Origin of the sequence: Pseudomonas sp. BF-R-01, assembly GCF_019946615.1 — a bacterium.
Classification (GTDB): domain Bacteria; phylum Pseudomonadota; class Gammaproteobacteria; order Pseudomonadales; family Pseudomonadaceae; genus Aquipseudomonas; species Aquipseudomonas migulae.
Genome location: NZ_JAGYFX010000002.1, coordinates 105490 through 127618 on the forward strand (window position 1 = coordinate 105490; position 22129 = coordinate 127618).

Annotated in this window: 17 protein-coding genes; 11 read left to right on the plus strand and 6 right to left on the minus strand. The window is 59.8% G+C overall.

The genetic code is table 11. From position 1 onward, the window contains the following. Window positions 1-175 precede the first annotated feature (175 nt). The 3 genes from KGB27_RS02045 to KGB27_RS02055 are packed head-to-tail and all read left to right on the plus strand — an operon-like array spanning window position 176 to window position 4154. Window positions 176-1474, plus strand: a complete 1299-nt coding sequence (locus tag KGB27_RS02045; RefSeq protein WP_008041507.1) for a sialidase family protein — start codon at window positions 176-178, stop codon at window positions 1472-1474. Continuing rightward, a complete protein-coding gene (locus KGB27_RS02050) occupies window positions 1471-2085 on the plus strand; it encodes a hypothetical protein (RefSeq protein ID WP_223552924.1) in 615 nt (204 codons plus the stop codon). The genes KGB27_RS02045 and KGB27_RS02050 overlap by 4 nt, the downstream gene beginning before the upstream one ends. A gap of 32 nt (window positions 2086-2117) precedes the next feature. Next, window positions 2118-4154, plus strand: coding sequence for an LTA synthase family protein (locus KGB27_RS02055; RefSeq protein WP_223552926.1), 2037 nt, complete (start codon window positions 2118-2120; stop codon window positions 4152-4154). 54 nt (window positions 4155-4208) lie between these two features. Here the strand turns inward: KGB27_RS02055 and KGB27_RS02060 are convergent, their stop codons facing one another. After that, window positions 4209-5996: a SulP family inorganic anion transporter gene (locus KGB27_RS02060; RefSeq protein ID WP_223552930.1), complete on the minus strand. Its 1788-nt coding sequence runs from the start codon at window positions 5994-5996 to the stop codon at window positions 4209-4211. A 296-nt stretch (window positions 5997-6292) separates the two neighbouring features. Between KGB27_RS02060 and KGB27_RS02065 the strand changes: the two genes are divergently transcribed. Next, window positions 6293-7915 carry a methyl-accepting chemotaxis protein gene (locus KGB27_RS02065; RefSeq protein WP_223552931.1) on the plus strand — a complete coding sequence of 541 codons (1623 nt, stop codon included), beginning with the start codon at window positions 6293-6295 and terminating at the stop codon, window positions 7913-7915. Window positions 7916-8068: 153 nt separating this feature from the next. Then, window positions 8069-8647: an S-(hydroxymethyl)glutathione synthase gene (gfa, locus tag KGB27_RS02070; RefSeq protein WP_192227174.1), complete on the plus strand. Its 579-nt coding sequence runs from the start codon at window positions 8069-8071 to the stop codon at window positions 8645-8647. A 103-nt stretch (window positions 8648-8750) separates the two neighbouring features. Here gfa and KGB27_RS02075 read toward each other — a convergent pair whose 3' ends face one another. The 5 genes from KGB27_RS02075 to KGB27_RS02095 form a co-directional block, all read right to left on the minus strand. After that, window positions 8751-9215, minus strand: coding sequence for a MaoC family dehydratase (locus KGB27_RS02075; protein ID WP_008026361.1), 465 nt, complete (start codon window positions 9213-9215; stop codon window positions 8751-8753). A 21-nt stretch (window positions 9216-9236) separates the two neighbouring features. Next, a complete protein-coding gene (locus KGB27_RS02080; protein ID WP_223434311.1) occupies window positions 9237-9968 on the minus strand; it encodes a hypothetical protein in 732 nt (243 codons plus the stop codon). Continuing rightward, the gene (locus KGB27_RS02085; RefSeq protein WP_223552933.1) at window positions 9965-11059 is read right to left on the minus strand and encodes an AI-2E family transporter; all 1095 of its coding nucleotides are present in this window, start codon (window positions 11057-11059) and stop codon (window positions 9965-9967) included. Before KGB27_RS02085 ends, KGB27_RS02080 begins: the two co-directional genes overlap by 4 nt. A gap of 74 nt (window positions 11060-11133) precedes the next feature. Then, a complete protein-coding gene (locus KGB27_RS02090; protein ID WP_008026356.1) occupies window positions 11134-11769 on the minus strand; it encodes a response regulator transcription factor in 636 nt (211 codons plus the stop codon). Between the two features lie 4 nt (window positions 11770-11773). After that, window positions 11774-14050, minus strand: coding sequence for a PAS domain S-box protein (locus KGB27_RS02095; RefSeq protein WP_223480014.1), 2277 nt, complete (start codon window positions 14048-14050; stop codon window positions 11774-11776). A 230-nt stretch (window positions 14051-14280) separates the two neighbouring features. Between KGB27_RS02095 and KGB27_RS02100 the strand changes: the two genes are divergently transcribed. The 6 genes from KGB27_RS02100 (at window position 14281) to KGB27_RS02125 (ending at window position 22083) form a co-directional block, all read left to right on the plus strand. After that, complete coding sequence (locus KGB27_RS02100; RefSeq protein WP_008041494.1) at window positions 14281-15903, plus strand: acyl-CoA synthetase; 1623 nt, start codon at window positions 14281-14283, stop codon at window positions 15901-15903. A 122-nt stretch (window positions 15904-16025) separates the two neighbouring features. Continuing rightward, on the plus strand, window positions 16026-16352 hold the full coding sequence (locus KGB27_RS02105; RefSeq protein ID WP_008041492.1) for a DUF485 domain-containing protein: 327 nt from the start codon (window positions 16026-16028) through the stop codon (window positions 16350-16352). Continuing rightward, complete coding sequence (locus tag KGB27_RS02110) at window positions 16352-18013, plus strand: cation acetate symporter (RefSeq protein WP_008041486.1); 1662 nt, start codon at window positions 16352-16354, stop codon at window positions 18011-18013. Before KGB27_RS02105 ends, KGB27_RS02110 begins: the two co-directional genes overlap by 1 nt. 60 nt (window positions 18014-18073) lie before the next feature. After that, window positions 18074-19846 (plus strand): acyl-CoA dehydrogenase C-terminal domain-containing protein, encoded by a 1773-nt coding sequence (locus tag KGB27_RS02115; RefSeq protein WP_223552935.1) that lies wholly within the window; start codon window positions 18074-18076, stop codon window positions 19844-19846. 127 nt (window positions 19847-19973) lie between these two features. Further along, complete coding sequence (locus tag KGB27_RS02120) at window positions 19974-21242, plus strand: OprD family porin (protein WP_223552938.1); 1269 nt, start codon at window positions 19974-19976, stop codon at window positions 21240-21242. A gap of 187 nt (window positions 21243-21429) precedes the next feature. After that, window positions 21430-22083 (plus strand): hydrolase, encoded by a 654-nt coding sequence (locus KGB27_RS02125; RefSeq protein ID WP_008041483.1) that lies wholly within the window; start codon window positions 21430-21432, stop codon window positions 22081-22083. The last annotated feature ends 46 nt before the right edge of the window (window positions 22084-22129 follow it).

Here is a 22129-nt window from a genome sequence, read left to right on the forward strand (position 1 = left end):
GCGGCCATCAGCATCTTTAAGTAATTGATAAATAATGTGTTTTTATGATTTCAAGGCCCGAATATCGCGCTACAAACATTTGCTTACAAAGCAGCGGCTCGCTAAAGCCCGAGTCTGCTACTACAAGTGATAGGTTGAGCTGCCTGAATCGGCCATAAGATGCACAGCCTCGATTATGCGCATCCACCTACCCTCCCTCCCTGCCTTCTTGGCTTATGTTGCACTTTCCTGCCTGTTTGCGGCCGCATGGTTCACCCACCCTGCCCCTGTGCATTCTTCCTTTGCCCTGATGAACCCGGTGAGGGCTGTGGCTGAGCAAGTAGCCAAACCCATTTATACCAGCCGTTTTGCCTCATCCGGGCTGGTGGACTTCGTGCATTCCTCGGCGGTAACCGCCTTGCCTGACGGTAGCCTGATGACCGTCTGGTTCGCGGGTACGCGTGAAGGCGCAGCCGATGTGCAGGTGCGCTCTGCCCGCTTCGACGCGCAAACCGGCGAATGGGGTGCGGAACAGGTATTGGCGACTCGACAGTCGACCCAACTGGGCACTGGAAAATACATTCGAAAACTGGGTAACCCGGTCGTTGCGCTCGCACCGGACAACCGGCTCTGGTTGTTCTACGTGTCCGTGTCCATGGGGGGCTGGGCCGGTAGTGCGGTCAATGTAATGGTCTCTGAAGACTATGGACGCCAATGGTCGGCGCCGCGCCAATTGATCACCTCACCCTTCTTGAATATCAGCACCCTGGTACGGTCGGCCCCGGTGTTTCACGCCGACGGTTCCATCGGCTTACCGGTCTACCACGAATTTCTGGGCAAGTTTTCCGAGTACCTGTACTTGAGCGCAGACGGTGAGGTGATCGATAAATTCCGCATCAGCCATGGCAATAACTCATTGCAACCCACGGTCGTTCCGCTGGATGGACAGCGCGGCATCGCCTTGCTGCGCTATGCCGGCAACACCCACCATCGAGTACTGGCGACCCGAACTGAAGACGCCGGGCAAACCTGGAGCGAGCCTTATCCGCTCGATCCCTCGAACCCCAATTCTTCGTTGGCGGCCATAGCGACGCCCGAACATGGGCTGCTGGTGGCACTCAATGACCTGCAAGAGGGGCGCTTCAAACTGAGTCTTTATGGCACCGACGCAAAAATGGACGATTGGCGCTCGCTGCGCGACCTCGACAAATCGCCTGATCCAGAGGGCGATACGTTTTCACCCGAGGCCTACAAGGAAATCATCGGCAGAGAGTTTCGCGGATCCAGTGGCGCACTTCGCCAACCGCTGGAAGCGCAGTTCCTGAACAACCTGGACAGCCGGGTCTGCAAGGAACAAGCCTGCAGTTTCGAATATGAATACCCGTACTTCATCCGCAGTCCCGACGGTATGTATCACCTGGTTTATTCCTGGAACAACACCTTCATCAAGCACGTCACCTTCAACGATGCATGGCTGTCGGAGCGTGCCAAATGATCAACCTTTGGCAAGCACATCTCAGTTTCACAATGATCATCTTTCTGTTGCTGCCTTCTTTCGGCTTAAAGCGAGCCGCGCAGATCGTGCTGCTGGTTGCATTGCTGGCCGCTAGTTTTATACCGCTGGACGGCTTGTCCTTGGCGGCTTACCTGCGCAGCCACATTGATGACCTTGCGATGACGACCTTGGTGTTCATGGCGTGGGGCTGTTTGCGTCGACTGGGTTTCCTGCCGGCTGCTCAGCAGGATAAAACCCGCGTATTGATTATCTTCGCTGCGCTGGCGCTGGCGTTGTATCCGGCAACGCTGGGGTTGAGTCATCTGGACCCTTACCGGTTTGGCTTCAGCCCGCGCCCGATGCTGATCTTCTTCGCTCTGCTCACCGCAGGTCTGTTTTACCTGCGCAGCTACCTGGCCGTCGTGATGCTGGCCAGTGCGACCTTGGCCTTCATCGCCGGGGTAAAACCTTCGCATAACTATTGGGATTACCTGGTTGATCCGCTGCTGGGGCTGTATTGCTGCGCGGCATTGCTGATGCTCGCGGTGCGCTGGACGTACGGTTGGCTGAACACGCGGTTTGGCTCAGTGAAAGACTCCAGATCCATTTGAGATCCAACGAAATTTTTAACAGGGGTACAGGGATGGGTTGGCTGCAATCGAGACGTTTGCATTATTGGCTAGGCGCAACAGCGATTGTGTTTGTGCTGTTTGCATTGCTGCGGGTGGTGTTCTTTTTCGGTTTCTCCGGTTTCGACGCCCGAGCATTGAGCGACGATCATGCTGTCCTGGAAACCCTGGGCATCGGCTTTCGTTTCGATCTGCGTCTGGCCATCCTGGTGATGTTGCCACTGGCGTTGCTGGCCTGGATTCCTCGTTGGAATCTTGTCAGCAGCCGCCTGCTTCGCCGATTGGCACGCGTGTATCTGTCAGTCGCCCTGGGCGCCCTGCTGCTGATCTATATCGTCGATTTTGGCCATTACGCCTATCTGGGCGTACGGATCAATGCCACCGTGCTGCGCTTCATAGACGACGCGCAAATATCCCGTGACATGGTTTGGCAAACCTACCCGGTTATCTGGATTTCACTGGGGTGGCTGGCAACGGTCGCCCTGGTGACGTTGGCCTTGGTGCGCCTGGAACGCGTGACGCTGGACCGCCCCCGTAAAGCCATTCACCCGCTCTCCGCCACTTGGGGTAGCGCGTTGATGGTCGTGTTGGTGCTGTTGGGTATTTTGGGTCGTGTCGAGAACATGAACCTGGAAAACCCTGTCCCGTTGCGCTGGAGCGATGCGTTCTTCTCCGGCAATAACCAGGTCGCTGCGCTGGGCTTGAACCCGGTGATTTTCCTCTACGATACGGTCAAGGTCGGCCAGTCGCGCTATGACGAAGCGCAGGTGCGTGAACACTACGCCGTGATTGCCAAGTACCTGGGCGTGGATCAGCCCGATCCACAAACCCTGAACTTCGTCCGTCACCAGGCGCCACAACCCTACAAGGTATCGAGCACACGGGCGCCGAACGTGATGTTTGTCATGCTCGAGTCGCTGGGTACCAGTGCCGTCGGCGCCTATGGCAACCCGATCAATCCGACACCCAACATCGATCGCCTGGCCACACAGAGCTGGTTCTTCGAGCACTTCTATGTTCCGGTCACCGGGACCGCAAAAACCGTTTGGGCCAGCATTAGCGGGGTTCCAGACGTCACTCGACAGGAAACCGCGACGCGTAATCCGCTGATCACCAAGCAGCACACATTGATCAATGCCTTCACCGGTTACGAGAAGATCTACACCATTGGCGGCAACTCCGGTTGGGCCAACATGAATGCCTTGATCCGGCAAAGTATCGATGGGGTTCGTCTGTTCGAAGAGCGGGACTGGAAATCCCCGGTAGTGGATGTCTGGGGGATTTCAGATCTGGATCTGTTCAAGGAAACCGACAAGATCCTGCAAGCGCTGCCCAAGGACAAACCGTTCTTTGCCTATGTGCAGACGGCCGGTAACCATCGTCCCTTCACGATTCCCAAGAGCAATGACGGATTCGAGGTCAAGCACCCTACCCTCGCTGAAGTTCAGGCTGCGGGATCGCGCAGTGTCGAGCAGTACAACGCCGTGCGCCTGCTGGACTTCAACATCGGACGCTTGATGGAAATTGCCAAAGCAGGCGGTTACTACGACAACACCATTTTCGTGCTGTTTGGCGACCACAACACCCGTATCGCCCAGATCCCTTTCCTGGCACCGGCGTATGAGCAACTGGGCCTGGAAAGTAACGCGGTGCCCATGATCATCCATGCACCGGGTCTGCTCGGCACGCGGACCGTCAAGGAAGCTGTCGGCCTGGTGGACTTGCTGCCAACCGTGGCGGGCATGGCCGGCCTTGAGTTTCGCAACAGCGGCCTGGGGCGTGACATCCAGCAGCCTGCGCCCGAGGGTGAACGCGTAGTGCCGTTGGTGTTGCGTGAAGGTACGTTCCCGTTGATTGCGGGCGTCACTCAACACTACATGGTGCAGATGGAGCACGACGGCAGCTCGCCGACGCTGCACGATCTGGCCTCAGCGACGCCGCTGGACAACGTAGCCGGGCAAAACCCTGAAGAGTTCAAGCGCCTGGTGCAACTGACCCGCGGCATGCATGAAACGTCCAGGTTGATGTTGTACCAAAACGTGCGCAAGTAACCGGGATCGGGGTCGGCTACCGCGCCGCCCCCGATAGCGTGCCGGCACTATTGTCTAATCGCGATCCTCATCCTGCCCTTCCCTCCATTCCTCGGGATGGACCTTGAGATAGCTGCTGACGGCGACGCCTAAAGTCGGAAAAAACGCAGCTTCGCCAAACCGCTCGAATAGTCCGAAGCGCTTCAACTTGTCTTTGACAGGGTCCTTCATCTCGGCCACGCACAACGTGATGCCAGCTTCGTTCAAGGTTTGGTCCAGTTCAGCCAGCATGTCGGCGGAAGTCACATCCACGCTGGTGACCGGTTCGGCTGCTACCACCAGCCAACGAACCGGCGTGGGTGATGTCGCCACGGCGTCCAGCACTCGGTCATGGAACAGTTCTGCGTTGGCAAAAAACAACGGCGCATCCCAGCGAAACAGCACCAGGCCGGGAATAAGGCGCGCATCCGGATAACGCGTGATGTCGTGATAGCCCTGGACGCCTTTGGCGCGACCCAACACCGCAGAATACGGCCGCCAGCCATCCCATAGAAACTCGATCACCGCGACAACGATGGCCAGGCCAATGCCCTCGATGGCGCCGAATACGGCCACACCGAGCGTACAAACGATCGATAACCAGAATTCCCAGCGCTGGATACGATAGATCCGTCGCAGATCGGCGACCTCGATCAGGCCGATAGCCGAAGCGATGACCACCGCCGCCAGTGCGCTGGTGGGCAGGTTTTTCAGCAAATCCGGGGCATACACCAGCAATAAGGCAACAGACAGCGCTCCAACCACGCCGGCAAGTTGGGTTTGGGCCCCCGCCGCCTCGGCCACAGGTGTGCGTGACGAGCTGCTGCTGATTGGAAACCCCTGGAACAAACCGCCGGCAAGGTTGGCCACGCCGAGCCCTACCATCTCCTGGTTTGGGTCGACATAGGTCTTGGTCCGCGCCGCATAAACGCGCGAGAGCACACTGGTGTCGGCGAACGAGACAAGCGCAACGGCGCAACCTCCGATCACTACAGGAACGATATCGGCACGGCTGATCCAAGGGATGGCAAACGCCGGCAAGCCTTGGGGCAGCAAACCGAGGACCGCGACATTGTGGGTTGTAAGGTCAAGCACGCCAACGGCGATGGTGGCGCCTGCCACGGCGATCAGAATCCCCGGCACGCGCTTTTTGTCCTTGAGCAACAAGATGACCGCCACGGTGGCTGCACCGATCATGAAGGTGGTCCAGTTGGTTTTCCCATCCATCACCGAGGTGGTAATGGCCCACAGGTTGCGCAGCGGTCCGTCGGATTCAATCGAAAAGCCGAAAAACTTGGGTAGCTGACTGATCAATACCGTCAGCGCGATGCCGTTCATGTAGCCATAGCGGATCGGTTTGGATAGCAGTTCGGTGACAAAGCCCAGCCGTGCGACACCCGCCAGAATGCACACCACCCCCGAGACGATCGCCATCATGCCGGCAAGGGCGATCGCGCGATGCGGGTCACCGCCGGACAGCGGCAAGACTACGGCGAGAATGATGGCTGCCAATGAGGAATCCGGCCCCAGCACCAGGATTCGGCTGGGGCCGAACAACGCATAAGCGAGCAATGGAACGATGGTCGCGTAAAGGCCATAAATGCCGGGCACCCCCGACGCCACCGCGTAGGCGATGCCGACGGGCACCAGCATGGTGGTGAGCACGAGTCCGGCCACAATGTCGCGCCGCAACCATGCCATCTTGTAGCGGCTCAACGTCCGCAGCCCCGGCAGCCAACGGCTCAAGCCGGTTTGATCGCCAGTATGCCTGTGCGTAATCCGGCCCGGTTCGGGAGCGGGTGGCGGAGCATCCGAATCGCTCATGGGACTTTAGCCCTCAGGGATAACAAACAGCGTGCGGTAGATTCATTCTGGGTCAAGTCTGCGATCTTGCTCAGTAGTGAGTGAAAAATTCAACGATGGACCAGGCAACCTGCACACTCATCGTCGACCGCACCGACTCCAATAGCGTGTCTCCCCGTGTCGCAAATTCATAAATTCTCGCCGATCACACGATGTTTTTTCTCCTGGGTCTCAGCCAATGATGCCAATGTGCCTTTATTGCACCTAACGCTGACCTCTTGATCGCCATCTATTAGCTGACTCAGGAATTACGGACTATGGGAAGCTGGAAAATCAGGACTCATCTGCTTGTGCTTACCAGCACTTTGCTTCTGGGTTTGTTGTGTGTCGGCGGGCTTGGACTCTTGGGAATGCAATCCGCGGTACGCAGTCTGGAGACTGTGTACCTCGATCGGGTCGTGCCGCTGCGGGACTTGAAAAAAATCGCCGACCTGTACGCCGTGGACATCGTCGATGCCACCCACAAGGCACGCAATGGCAACTTCACCAACGCCGAATCATTGACCCGGATAGAGCAAGCGCAGAGGGAAATCGATCAGACGTGGCGCGCGTACAAATCAACGGAACTGATCCCCGCAGAAACCCGTTTGATCGCGCAAATCGACCCGCTGATGGAAGCGACCCACGGTCCATTGCAAAACTTGCAGGGCCTGCTGCGCCAGAATGACGCCGCCGGTCTCGCGCGTTTCGCGACAGATCAGCTGTATCCACTGATCGATCCCTTGTCAGCCAAGTTTTCCGAGTTGATCGAAGTTCAACTGGTGGAGGCCAAGAACCAGTTCGAGCAAAACCAGAGCGCCTATACTTCCAGTCTCCAGCTCAGCCTGTTGATTCTGGCATTGGCCCTGATCGCGGGCGTGGCCTACACGGTCTTGTTCTCCCGCCTGTTGAGCCGCCAGCTCGGTGCCGAACCGGCAGAACTGGCGGCCATCAGTTCGAACATCGCCCAAGGGAAACTCGCCGCTACACAGTTTGATCAGCAACAGTCGACGGGGGTGCTGCACTCCGTCCAGGCGATGCGCCACAGCCTGAGCGAGATGATCGGCAAGATCAGCCAGGCCTCCGGGCAGATAGAAGGTGCCACGCTGCAATTGTCTGCGTCCTCCGAACAAGGATTGAGCAGCGCCGCACTGCAAAGCGAGACAGCCTCCTCCATGGCGGCCACGGTAGAAGAGCTTTCCGTCAGCATCACTCACATCGCCGACAATGCTCGACAGGCCCAGAGCACCGCACAGAAAGCAGGCGAAATCACCAGCGAAGGCATGGAGGTCATGCAGGCCTCCATCCAGGAAATGGGCCAGATTGCCGATCTGGTGACACAAAGCTCATCGGACATCGATCAACTGGCGATTCAGTCCAACGACATCAGCCTGATTGTCGGTGTGATTCGGGGCATCGCCGAACAGACCAATCTCCTGGCCCTCAATGCCGCCATTGAAGCGGCACGCGCGGGCGAGCAAGGTCGCGGCTTCGCCGTGGTCGCCGATGAAGTGCGCAGCCTGGCCGCCCGCACAGCCCAATCCACCACGGAAATCGTTGCCTTGGTCAATGCCATACAAAGCGGCATGATCAAAGCCAAAGACAGCATGGCCGCCGGCTGTGAGCGCGTGACTCATGGTCAGAAACTGGTCGAAAGCGCGGGCCATTCCATGGGCAGGATCAAGGGTGTACTGGACGAATCCCTTGCGGCCGTCAGTTTCATTTCGGTGTCGCTCCAGGAGCAACGCGCCGCCAGTGAACAGGTCGCCTGCAACGTCGAGAAAGTAGCGCAAAGTGTGGAAGAGAACGCCACCGCCCAAGGCGGGATCGTGCGCACAACCCAGGAACTCAAGGCAATGTCCGACGGACTGGGGGTTATTCTGCAGCGGTTCAGCTTCTAAAGTGCATGCCCCCCGTCAAACCAGCCAACGGAGTTTGAAGGTTATGACGGGGGCGCACCCGGTTACCGAAGATAGTCTAGGATTTAAATGGCGAGCTTTCGTCACTCACACCCTGCCGCTGTTTGTCTGGCCCACTCAAAGGGAGACGCCAACGTGAGTACCTTGAAACTTCATCCTGCCCTGGACAATGGTATCCAACCCGCCGACGCGAATTTCACCGGAGGCACCCTGCAATGCCTGTGTGCGAACGACAAAGTCGAGGTCCGGATCGACGCGCAAACCCTGCATAACCACGCGTGCGGCTGCAGCAAATGCTGGAAACCGCAAAACGCGATATTCGCCGTCATTGCCGTGGTGCCTCGGGACAAGGTCAGCGTCACTGCCCACGGCGAAAAACTGGCCATTGTCGACGAAAAAGCCACCATCCAGCGCCATGCCTGCAAGCAGTGCCACGCCCATCTCTTTGGGCGCATCGAGAACAAGGACCATCCGTTTTATGGCCTGGACTTCGTCCACACCGAGCTCTCTCCCCAACGAGGATGGGCTGCGCCAGGCTTCGCGGCGTTCGTGTCCTCCATCATCGAAACCGGCACACCACCAGCGCAAATGAAAGCCATCCGTGAGCGCCTGCGCTCTATCGGCCTGGAGCCCTATGACTGCCTGTCCCCGGATTTGATGGACGCAATGGCGACTCATGTCGCCAAACAGAAAGGCCTGCTGCCTGCCGCCTGATTGATCGGTCGCCGCGGTTCCTTTGCCGGACCGCGGCCCCCGGGCAGCTTGTTTGGGGATCTGTCGTCAGCGACGTCGAGAAATGGCGAACGCCGGCAGCGCTTCAATCCTCTGGGGGTTTTCTGAACACCAGCAGCTTCCCGGTTGCACGCTGCACCACCTTGTCATTCTGATTCAGCGTTTCCATGAACAGCGTCACCACGCCCCGATCCGGTTTGGAGGCCGACGGTTCAATGGCCTGCACCTTGCTGAACAGGCGTAACACGTCATCCGGATAAGTCGGTGTCGGCCAGCTCAGCTCGATGCCCAGGCCAATGATGCCGTCCGCCAGGGGGACGCTGGCCACCAGCATCTTCATGGTCAGGGCCGCAGTGTTCCAACCGCTGGCCGCCAGACCGCCGAACAGACTCAACTCGGCCTCTTCGGCACTCAAATGGAAAGGTTGCGGGTCGTATTCGCGAGCAAACGCCAACATCGCTTCCTGATGGACGCGAACAGGGTCGCTTTCAAACTCCTGACCCAGACTCAGGTCATCGAGATAGAGTTTTTCCCAGGCATGCAGGGTCATGATTCATTCCTCCGCAGTGCATTACGAATAGCCGATGTCGCTGAGATCGATCGCCACCAGCAAGGCGTGCTCATCCGCCTGGCCGTCGGCCTTGCGTCGATAGGCGCGCCGCTTGCCGGGCATGCGCAAGCCGTCGGTTTCAACATAGCCATGAACGTACTGCGCGGCAGCCAGGCCACCGCTGACATCCACGTTGTAGTCGTGACGACGTAACAGAAAGTCTGCACCGAAGTAGAAATCCTGCACCGCGCAGTGCGTGGCGATTGTCTCGGGGAAGGTCACCCGCAAACGACGCCAGCGCTCCGAGCCCTCGTGCCAGGGCTCGACTTCCTCGGTCACGACACCCGGCCAGGTGAACTGGAAAGGCATGGTCAGGTACGACCAAAGCGCGTAACCGTTGAAGTACGCTCGGTGCAGGGGATCCCAGGGACTGTTTTCCCCATGGTCGCGAAAGGATTCTCTGGGTTTCGATCGCTCGGCGATTACCTTGCCGGCGGTATTTTCGATGGCGATTCGATTCGGGGTGTAGGCGGTGAATTGGTCGGCCCCACCAAAGGGCGTCACCGAGGCCCGCTGCTCATGCAGCCAGACGGTCATCTGCCGTGGCGCGCTGTCCTGGGTCAGCCCTTTCATGGCCCAGAGCGAGCCCCCGGTCACGATAGTGGCGCGTACCTGGTTGAAACTGCTCCAGCGCTCCAGACCACCATGGGCGATCAGTACGCTATTGAGCAGTTCATCACCCGGTGCATTCATAGTGGCGGCCCTCCTCCCTCCGAAGGCTGATCCCGAACCCATTGCCAGAATAATTGATACCCGACCGCCAGCACCACCGGACCGATGAACAACCCGATGATGCCGCTCGTGACCATCCCGCCAAGCGCGCCGATCAGCACCACCGGCATCGGCACATCAACACCGCGCCCCAGCAGCAGCGGTTTGAGCACGTTGTCCACCAGGCCGGCAACGAAGACGAAGATGGCAAACACGATCGTCACAGTGTTGGCGCCTTCGGTGGCGAACACAAAGGCAATCACCGGAACCGTGATCAGCGTCGCCGGCAATTGCATGATGCCGAGCAACAGCACCCCAAGGGCCAGCAAACCGGCGCCGGGAATGCCCTTGAAGACAAACCCGAGCCCCACCAGCAGCATCTGGATGAACGCGATCCCGACCACGCCCAGCGCGACCGCACGGATCGTTGCGGTGCACAGCGCGGCAATTTTCGGTCCTTTGGCCGGGTCGCTGACCCGCGAGGCAATCTGCACCGCGCTGCGACTGCAGCTCTCGCCATAGGCCATGAAAATACCGGCGATGATCAAGGCGAAAATGAAGGTCAGGAAGCCCATGCCGACGCCGGCCAATTTGCTCAAAAGGGACAGGCTGAAGTGCTTGATCTGCGGGAGGTATTTGGCGGTCAGGTCGGGAAGATTGGTTGAGGCTTCAAGCCACAAGTCAAACAGCGGCTGCCCCACCAATGGCCAACTGGCAATGGATTCGGCGGGGGGTGGCAGGTGAAAGTCGCCGCCCTTGACCACTTCCATCACACGGTCGACCGAGTCGGCTATCGAGGTGCCCAGAAAGTAAATCGGCAACACCAGGATGACGATGGCGATCAGGATAATCAGCGTCGCAATGCGCCCGTCATTCTGCCCCAAGGGCCCTTTCAGACGCGCCTGCAACGGGTAAAGGGTAATCGCCAGGATCAGCGACCACAGCATCAGGTCACGGAACGGGCTGAAGATTTCAAAGCAGAACAGCACCAGAACCGCGATCAACCCAGCCCGGATAAGGACATCGAGCAGCGTGCGCGTCAGCGTTTTTTCGGAGAACGAAGTGGGCTCCATGGAGGCCTCCTGATCACTGCAACGGTACGGGATCGGTTAGCCCAGCATAGTCGTTCGGCGGAAAACGCGTGGATTCAACGCAACTTCAATGGATCAACCATTCCGGCGGCAATGGCCATGCCGACCAGGTCCGGCAGGGTATTGGCCTGCATGCGTTTCATCACGCGTGAGCGGTAGAGGTCGACGGTTTTTGCGCTCACCCCCAGTTGCTCGGCGATTTCGCGGGTGGTGTAACCCTGCACCAGCGGCAACAAGACGTCGCGTTCCCGTGGGGTCAGCGTGAGCAAACGCGCCTGCAACGCTTCATGCCCTTGATTACCCGAACGGTGGGTCGCGCAAGTGCTCAGGGCCTGTTGCACGCTGTCCAGCAGCAGTTGTTCGTTGTAGGGCTTTTCAATGAAGTCGTGAGCGCCGGCCTTGAACGCACGCACCACGATCGGCACATCGGCGTGACCGCTGACGAAGATGATTGGCAGGTTCAGTTCGCGCAATCGCATTTCTTCCTGCACGTTCAAGCCGCCCATGCCGGGCATGCGTACATCCAGCAGCACACAGGCTGCCAGGCTGGCATCGCAGGCATTGAGGAACTCAACACCGCTGGTAAACGGCAACGCCTTGAGGCCGACTGATTCCAGTAACCAGACCGTTGAATCGAGCATGCCTTGATCGTCATCGACCACATACACCACGTGCTCCGTCACACCCGCCATTGCATTATTCCTGTTGTTGTTTTGTTGGACCGGCAAGCGGCAAGCGACAGCACATCAGCAGCCCGACCGGTTGGCGGCGGGCCTGCAATTCGCCGCCGAAACCTTCGATGATGCTGCGGCTCATGGACAAACCGAGCCCCAGGCCATCGGCCTTGCTGGTATAGAACGGGGTAAAAATCTGCTCCAGTTCGGGCTCGCTCACGCCGGGCCCCTGGTCCTGCACCGTGATGTCCACGGTGGCGGCACTGCCCTGCCCGGCGGTCATCATAATCAGCGAGGGCTGGCCGGGATGTTGTTCGCGGTTGGCATCGATGGCATTGCGCAACAGATTGAGCAGGACTTGTTCCAGCAACACTCGATCGGCATAAACGGGCGGCAGATTATCCGGCAGACGATCCTCGATTGTCACTTGGCAATTACTCGCTTCCCAGGCACACAAACGCACGGCTTCGCGGGCGACATCGGTGACGTTCAGCGCCTGCATGCGGCGCTGGCCTTTGCGCAGAAACGCGCGCAAACGGCGGATCACTTCCGAGGCGTGCGTGGCGTGATGGGTGATGCGTTCCAGCCCTTGCGCAACCCGGGCGGCCGCCTGGGGATTGGAATCCACGGTCTGCAAATAACGCTGGCTGGCGTTGGCGTAATTGACCACCGCGGCCAGCGGCTGATTGATTTCGTGGGCGATGCCCGAGGCCAGTTCACCGAGGGTGACCAGGCGCGCGGTGTGCGCCAGTTCATCCTGATGGCGGCGCTGCTGCACTTCGCGCAGTTCACGTTCGGTCATGTCCCGCGCCACCAGTGAATAGTAGCGCTCGCCACCGGCCGAACGATGCGCCAACAGCACCAGCGACACCGGCACCGACGCGCCACCGCCCGGTGGATGCAAGCGCGCATCGGTGCTCCAGACGCCGTCGCGCTCGGCGCCGCTCCAGCCGTCACGTTGCAGACGCGTCAGGTCTGCGCTGGCGAACAGTTGTGCCAGGACCGGCATCGGCTGTTGCTCGCCTATGCCGAGGATGCGGCGTGCCGCCGGGTTGAGGTAAGTGACCTGCCCCTCGGGGTCGATAAACAGCACCGGATCGGTGTTGACCTCGACGACTTCGGCCAGGCGCCGCTTGTTCTCTTCGGCCTGCACTCTGGCAGTAATGTCCCGGGAGACGCTGACCACCTCGACCACCGTGCCGGTATAGGTTTCACGAATCGCCCGACTGGCGGTTTCGAACCACAGGTAATGCCCGTTCCGATGGCGAATGCGATAGGTCATGGTGTGATAACCGTCCTGCTCCAGCGCATCGCGGGCACGCTGCACCAGGCTTGCCAGGTCCTGGCCATGGAACAGGCCCTGGGCCATTTGCCCGCGCAGTTCTTCCGGCCAATAGCCGAGCAACGTCCATGACGCGGGGGAGGCATCGAGAAAACAGCCGTCGGGTGTGTGACGGGAAATCAAGTCGGTGGTGTTCTCGATGATCAGCCGGTACAACCGCCGCGCCTGAGCCGCTTCGCGCTCGGCCAGCACTTGCGCGGTGGCGTCGCGGCAACGGGCGAGCACACGGTTGTCCTGGGGATCGGGAATGAATGTCCAGATCAGAATCTGCGTTTCGAGCTGGGCTTCGACCCCTTCAATGGCACGCTGCTGGTCCAGGCAAGCGCGCACCAGTACCCGATGGTTGACCGGCAGAAAACCGAATACGTCGCTCAGCGGCTTTTCCGCCAGCAACGCCAGCAACGCCGCGTTGAATTCCTGCGGCCGTCCCTGCGCGTCGAGCAACAGGCTCGGTTGCGGATCGTGGCCCAACAGTGGCGAGCCACGCAGCATGCCGTTGACGCTGCTGAGCAAAGTCGTGAGCAAATCCTGCACCCACCCCAGCCAATCGAAACTCACGCCTTCGCAGACTTCCACCAGCAACAACCCGGCCTGCCCAGGCGTCAACGCCAGATCGAACACTTGGCCATGGCTGATGGCGGCGCGGCGCAGTCGACCGGCCAACCAGCAATCCAGTTGCCGCACTTGCGCCAGGTCGAGGCGCCCGGCTTCCAGCAAACGCTCGAACAGCAACTGATCGCTGGCCAGCGAAGGGTCGCCCTGGCCCGGGGGAAAATGCTGGGCGGCACCTTCATGGCTGTAGATCCGCGCCTGGGGTTGCCAGCTCAGGTAAACCGCGCGACGCACCTCAGGGCAATCCTGCAAGGCCCGGCACAACGCATCGGCCCGGGCGGCCAGAGGCACGGCCTCACGCTGCAGGCGCAACCAGCTGTGCAATCGAACGGGAGTCAGGGTCATCACGGGTCCGCTTCGTTGGGGAAGCCAAGGATATACCGGCCTTGGCGATTTAACGGTAGTCATTTAGTTCAGCACGAATCAAATATAGTACATATACCATACGCCATAGGTTGTACTTCCATATCGATGGAGGATTGTTATATAAAGCACACCGGACATATAAAGGTGACCTCAGCGGCGACGCTGAAAGGCCACCGATAGAGCTAACAATCAGCCACCGAGTACCGCACATGTCGATCTATGAACAAGGGCTAGGCCCTTCGGCTGTCAATCACATCGCCTTGTCTCCGCTCAGCTTCCTTGAGCGCACGGCCAATGTTTACCCCGACTACCCCGCCGTCATCCACGGCTCGATTCGCCGTACCTGGGCGCAGACCTACACCCGTTGCCGACGCCTGGCCTCGGCGCTGGCTGGTCGCGGCATCGGCAAAGACGACACCGTGGCGGTGATGCTGCCCAATATCCCGGAAATGCTGGAAGTGCATTTTGGCGTGCCGATGATCGGCGCCGTGCTCAACCCGCTCAACGTGCGCCTGGATGCTGAAGCCATTGCGTTCATGCTCCAGCATGGCGAGGCCAAGGTGCTGATCACCGACCGCGAGTTCCATAACGTGATTCACGCCGCTATCGGCATGCTTGATCACCCGCCTCTGGTCATCGACGTCAACGACCCGGAATACGGTGAAGGCCAGGCCGTCAGCGATCTGGACTATGAAGCGTTGCTGGCGGAAGGCGACCCGGCGTTCGCCTGGCAATGGCCAGCCAACGAGTGGCAAGCCATCTCGCTGAACTACACCTCCGGCACCACCGGCAATCCGAAAGGCGTGGTCTATCACCACCGCGGCGCTTATTTGAATGCCTTGGGCAACCAGATGACCTGGGCCATGGGCAACCATCCGGTGTACCTCTGGACCCTGCCGATGTTCCATTGCAACGGCTGGTGCTACCCGTGGACCATCACCGCGCTCGCCGGTGTTCACGTGTTCCTGCGCCGGGTCGATCCGCAGAAAATCCTCACGCTGATTCGCGAACATCAGGTCACGCACCTGTGCGGCGCGCCGATCGTGCTCAACGCGCTGGTCAACATGCCGGAATCGGCGAAGGCGGCCATCGATCACCCGGTCAACGCCATGGTCGCCGGTGCTGCGCCGCCGGCCAAAGTCATCGGCGCCGTGGAGGAAATGGGCATCAAGGTCACCCACGTCTACGGCCTGACGGAAACCTATGGTCCGGTGACCCTCTGCGCCTGGCATGCCGAATGGGACGAACTGCCACTGGAAGAACGGGCGCAGATCAAATCCCGTCAGGGCGTGCGCTACCCGACGCTCGAAGGTGTGATGGTCGGCGATTCGAAGACGCTGGAACCGACCCCGCGCGATGGCCAGACCATCGGTGAAGTGTTCATGCGCGGCAACACCGTGATGAAGGGCTACCTGAAAAACCCGACGGCCACCGCCGAAGCATTCGAGGGTGGCTGGTTTCACACTGGCGACCTGGCGGTGTGTCACCCCGACGGTTATGTCGAGATCAAAGACCGCCTCAAAGACATCATCATTTCCGGTGGCGAGAACATTTCTACCATCGAACTCGAAGGCGTGCTCTATCGCCATCCGGGGGTGATGGAAGCCGCCGTGGTCGCCCGCCCCGATGAAAAATGGGGCGAAACGCCCTGCGCCTTCATCACCTTGAAGGCTGATCACCAGGACGTTCGCGAGGCCGACATCATCAGTTTCTGCCGCGAGCATCTGGCCGGTTTCAAAGTCCCGCGCACGGTGATTTTCACCCTGCTGCCGAAGACATCCACCGGCAAGATCCAGAAGTACGTGCTGCGCGACAGGGCCAAGGCCCTCTAACCCTCACCGACGTTTCACCTATCAGGCGGCAGGTCTCTTACCTGCCGCCTCGGGCTCGTGCAGGCCGAATTCGGCCTGCCCTGCCCCCACACACCGATAACAACAACAATGTGGAGCGCATCATGATCGACATCCATGCAACCGATACCCAACGCTGTGAACGTATTCGGACCAACCCGAAATTCCTGCAACTGGTCAGCAGTCGCTCGCGCCTGGCCTGGTCGTTGAGTGCTGCGGTGCTGGGCACTTATTACCTGTTCATGTTCGTGGTGGCGTTTGCCCCGCAATGGCTGCACGCGCCGCTCGGCGAGCACCGGATGTTGACCCTCGGCATGCCGGTTGGCGCGGCGATCATTGTTTTTTCCTGGTTGCTGACCGGTTGGTACGTCTACAGCGCCAACACGCGCTTCGATGCGCTGGGTTCGGCCATTCTTGAGGAGAGCAAGTGATGCGTAAACTCATCCTCGCCGCAGCCTGCCTGTTGCCGACCTCCGTTGTATTCGCTGCACCCGCGTTGGGTGCCATCGAAAAACAACCGCTGAACCTGCATGCGATCGGCATGTTCTTCGTGTTCGTCCTCGGCACGCTGGCCATCACCTGGTGGGCCGCGCGCCAGACCAAATCCACCTCGGACTTCTACACTGCCGGCGGTGGCATTACCGGGTTTCAGAACGGCTTGGCGATTGCCGGCGACTACATGTCCGCCGCTACGCTGCTGGGGCTGTCCAGCCTGGTGTTCGCCAAGGGTTACGACGGTTTCATCTACACCATCGGCTTCTTTGTCGGTTGGCCGATCATCACCTTCCTGATGGCCGAGCGGCTGCGCAATCTGGGGCGCTACACCTTTGCCGACATCGTCTCCTACCGACTGGACCAGAACAAAGTGCGGATCTTCGCTGCATTCGGTTCGTTGACGGTGGTGTGTTGCTACCTGATCGTGCAGATGGTCGGTGCCGGCCAGTTAATCAAATTGCTGTTCGGCCTCGACTACCCGGTAGCGGTGGTGATCGTCGGCGCGTTGATGCTGGTGTATGTGATCTTCGGCGGCATGATCGCAACGACCTGGGTGCAAATCATCAAGGCTGTGTTGCTGCTGGCCGGCGGCACGACTCTCGCGGGCATGGCCATGTCGCAGTTCGGTTTCAGCTACGAAACCCTGGCCACCAAAGCGGTCGAAGCGCATGCCAGCGGCTGGAATATCATGGGCCCCGGCTCCATGCTCGCCGACCCGATCAACACCGCGTCAATGTCTCTCGGCCTGGTATTCGGCATTGCCGGTCTGCCGCACATTCTGATGCGCTTCTTCACCGTACCCAACGCCAGGGAAGCGCGTAAATCGGTGTTCTACGCCACCGGTTTCATCGGTTTCTTCTTCCTCGTGGTCTGCACCCTGGGCTTCGCCGCGATGGTGATCATCGGCACCGATCCGCAGTACTACGTCAACGGTGAAGTGGGCGGCGCCTTGATTGGCGGCGGCAACATGGTCGCGATGCACTTGGCCAAAGCGGTAGGCGGCAACCTGTTCCTCGGGTTCCTCTCGGCCGTGGCGTTCGCCACCATCCTTGCTGTGGTCTCCGGGCTGGCCCTGGCCGGTGCGTCGGCGATTTCCCACGACCTCTACGCCACCGTCTTCAAGAAAGGCAACGCCACCCAGAAACAGGAAATGCGCGTCACCCGCATGGCCACCGTAGGCCTGGGCATCATCGCGATTCTGCTGGGCATTCTGTTCGAGAAGATGAACGTCGCGTTCCTGGTCGGCCTGACCTTCGGCATCGCCGCCTCGACCAACTTCCCGGTACTGATCATGGCCATGTACTGGAAAGGCCTGACCACCAAAGGCGCGATCATCGGCGGTTTTGCCGGCCTGATCTGCGCGCTGGTGCTAGTGATCCTGTCCCCGGCCGTGTGGGTGACCGTGCTCGGTCATGCTCACGCCATCTTCCCGTACGACCACCCGGCACTGTTTTCCATGCCGCTGGCGTTCCTGGTGATTGTCGTCGTGTCCCGACTCGACCGCAGTGTGCGGGCCGACAAGGAACGTGACGCCTACGCCGACCAGTTCGTGCGCGCCCAGACCGGTCTCGGTGCTGCCAGCGCTTCCAGTCATTGATTGAAAGGCACGGCGCCCGGTTGCGGCGCCGTGCACAACCGTCCTGTCGAGGTTCACGTTATGCCCGAATTCAAAGCCCCCCTGCGCGATCTGCGCTTCGTCCTGCATGAGGTGTTCGACGCCCCGGCCCTGTGGGCACGCCTGCCTGCCCTGGCTGACAACATCGATGCCGGCATCGCCGACGCAATCCTTGAGGAAGCGGGAAAAGTCACCGCGCACCTGATCGCACCCTTGAACCGCAGCGGCGACGAAGAAGGCGCACAGTGGCATGAAGGTCAGGTGACCACGCCCATCGGCTTCAAACAGGCTTATGCCACGTACATCGAGGGTGGCTGGGTCGGCCTGTCCGGTAATCCCGAGTACGGCGGCATGGGCATGCCGAAAATGCTCACCGTGCAGTTTGAAGAAATGCTCTACGGCGCTAATTCCAGTTTCGCGCTGTATTCGGCATTGAGTTCCGGTGCGTGCCTGGCGCTGGATGCCCACGCCAGCGACACCTTGAAAGACCTGTACCTGCCGCCGATGTATGAAGGTCGCTGGGCCGGCTCCATGTGCCTGACCGAAGCCCATGCCGGCACCGACCTGGGGATCATCCGCACCCGCGCCGAACCTCGGGCGGATGGCAGTTTCAGCATCAGCGGCAGCAAGATATTCATCACCGGCGGCGATCAGGACCTGACCGAAAACATCGTCCATCTGGTGTTGGCAAAACTGCCCGACGCGCCGGCCGGACCAAAAGGCATCTCGCTGTTTGTGGTGCCCAAAGTGCTGGTCAATGCCGACGGTTCCCTTGGCGCGGCCAACGCCGTAAGTTGCGGTTCGATCGAACACAAGATGGGCATCAAGGCCTCGGCCACCTGTGTGATGAATTTCGACGGTGCCAGCGGCTGGCTGGTGGGCGAAGCCAACAAAGGCCTCGCAGCGATGTTCACCATGATGAACTACGAACGCCTGTCCATCGGTATTCAGGGCATTGGCTGCGCCGAAGCGTCCTATCAGAGTGCGGTGGCCTACGCCCGTGAACGCATTCAGAGCCGCGCCCCGACCGGCACCGTGGCCGCGGACAAAGTCGCCGATCCGATCATCGTCCACCCCGATGTACGCCGCATGCTGCTCAGCATGAAAGCCATGACTGAAGGTGGCCGCGCGTTCGCCAGTTATGTCGGACAGCAGCTCGATCTGGCGAAGTTCTCCGACGATGCGCAAGAACGCGAGAGCGCCCAGAGCCTGGTCGCGCTGCTGACGCCGATTGCCAAGGCCTTCTTCACCGACACCGGTCTGGAGAGCTGCATCAACGGCCAGCAAGTGTTCGGCGGCCATGGCTACATCCGCGAATGGGGCCAGGAACAATTGGTCCGCGACGTGCGCATCGCGCAGATCTACGAAGGCACCAACGGTATTCAGGCGCTGGACCTGCTCGGGCGCAAAGTGCTGGCCGATAACGGTTTCGCGTTGCGTCAGTTCACCGGCCAGATTCGGCATTTCGCCCACCAGCCTGACGCGCCCTACAGCGCGCAACTGTTCGATGCCGTGCAGCGCCTGGAAGACCTGAGCGACTGGTTGCAGGACCGGGCAGCGACCAACCGCAACGAAGTCGGCGCCGCTTCCGTGGAGTATTTGCACCTGTTCGGGTATGTGGCCTACGCCTGGCTGTGGGCGCGCATGGCGCAGGTTGCCCGGCAAAAGCTAAGCGACGACGAAGGCTTTTACGGTGCGAAGATCGCCACCGCCGACTTCTACTTCCATCGCCTGCTGCCGCGCATTTTGAGCCTCGAACAATCGATTCGCGCCGGCAGTGCCTCGTTGTTCGGTCTGAGCGCCGAGCAGTTCTAACGATTGAACCGCACGCGGCGCCACGCTCCTCTCTTTTCGGCGCTCGCGTTTTTTCTTGGTAAGCCCTCGCCCGGTTGGCGAGGGTCGCGCAAGCCGTCATTTCATAATAAAAACAAAGGGGCTTCACATGGATCGCAACACCCGCACTCTCGCTACACGACTGTTGCTGGCCGGCGGCGTCATCAGCCTCTCGGCCCCCGCCGCTGCTGACTTTATCAAGGACAGCAAGGCCAGCCTTGAGCTACGCAACTTCTACTTCAACCGTGACTATCGTCAGACCAACGCGGCGCAATCGAAACAGGAGGAATGGGCGCAGGGCTTCCTGTTGCGCTACGAATCCGGCTTTACCGAGGGGCTGATCGGGGTCGGTTTCGATGCGATCGGCCTGGTAGGCGTCAAACTCGACTCCAGCCCGGATCGCGCCGGCTCCGGCGTGCTCCAGCGCCATCGCGACACGCGCAAAGGCGCGCAGGACGAATACGGTGAACTGGGCCTGACCGCCAAACTGCGTGCGTCCAAAAGCACATTGAAACTGGGCACATTGCTGCCCAAGCTGCCGACGGTATTGGCCAACGATTCACGGCTGTTGCCGCAAACCTTCAAGGGCGGCCAGCTGACTTCGCTGGAAGTCGAAGGCCTGACCGTGGATACCGGACGGCTGACGCAGGTCAACCAGCGCGACTCCTCGGACTATGAGGACATGGGCATCACCCGAACCGGCGCCAAGGGCATCACCAGCCGCCATTTGGACAGCGACAGCTTCGATTTCGCCAGCCTGAACTACAAATGGACCAGTAACCTCGCCACTGGTTATAGCTACGGCCACCTCGACAATTTCTACAGCCAGCACCTGGTCAACCTGACCTACGTGTTGCCGGTCACCGTCGGTCAATCGTTGAAGACTGATCTGCGGTTCGCACGCTCCATCGATGATGGCGGCAGTAATGTCGACAACAAGGCAATTGGCGCCATGTTCACCTACAACTTCGGTGGGCATGCGTTCGGCCTGGGCTATCAAGGCATGAGCGGCGACACCGGGTATGCCTACATCAATGGCACCGATGCGTTCCTGGTGAACTTCGTCCAGATCGGCGACTTTGCCAGCAAGGACGAAAAATCCTGGCAGGCCCGTTACGACTACAACTTTGCCGCCCTCGGCATTCCCGGCCTGACGTTCATGACCCGCTACATCAACGGTACCGATATAGACCTGGGTAACAACCGCCCTGAAGGCAAGGAATGGGAGCGCGATACCGATATCGGGTATGTCGTGCAGAGCGGACCGCTGAAAAACGTCGGAGTGAAATGGCGCAATGCGACAGTGCGCTCGACAAATTTTGGCAGTGATCTGGATGAAAACCGGTTGATCGTCAGTTACACGTTGCCGATCTGGTAAGGCGGTATAACGGCCACCATTGTTTCGCCAGCAAGCCGGCTCCTACAGGGGGGGGGCGTACACCCCGATCCTGTAGGAACTGGCTAGCCTCCCCCGCAAGAAAGTCAAAACACAGCACATCGGTTCAATATCCCCGTCCGACTCTACGCCACCATGGCCTCCTCACTCACCCCGTAAGGACATCGCCATGGCTATCGCAAAAGCAGTACCCGGCAAAACCCTGCTGACCCCAACCGACCACACGCTGATCATGATCGATCACCAGTCGCAAATGTCCTTTGCGACCAAGTCGATCGACGCCGTGACCCTGCGCAACAATGCCGCGCTGGTGGCCAAGGCGGCGCGCGGCTTCAAGGTCTCGACCATCCTCACCACCGTTGCCGAAAAGAGCTTCTCCGGCCCGATCTTCGACGAAATCAAATCGGTGTTCCCGGAACACAACGTCATTGACCGCACCAGCATGAACACCTGGGAAGACGAGCGCATTGCCGTTGAAGTGAATAAGTTCGGCAAACAGAAAATCGTCCTCGCCGGCCTGTGGACCTCCGTTTGCATCGTCGGCCCGGCGCTGTCGGCCATCGACCAGGGTTTTGAGGTGTACGTGATTGCCGACGCCTGTGGCGACGTCACCACCGAAGCCCATGAAATGGCGATGCAGCGCATGATCCAGATCGGCGCGCGGCCGATGACTTCGTTGCAATACCTGCTTGAATTGCAGCGCGACTGGGCACGTACCGAGACCTACGACGAAACCGTGAAAACCTCGATTGCCAACGGCGGTTCTTACGGTCTGGGCCTGATCTACGCCAAGACCATGTTCGGCGCCTCCGAAGGTCATTAAGTAACAACGCGGCTCCGGGGTTCCGGAGCCGCTTCCCTTCGCGGTG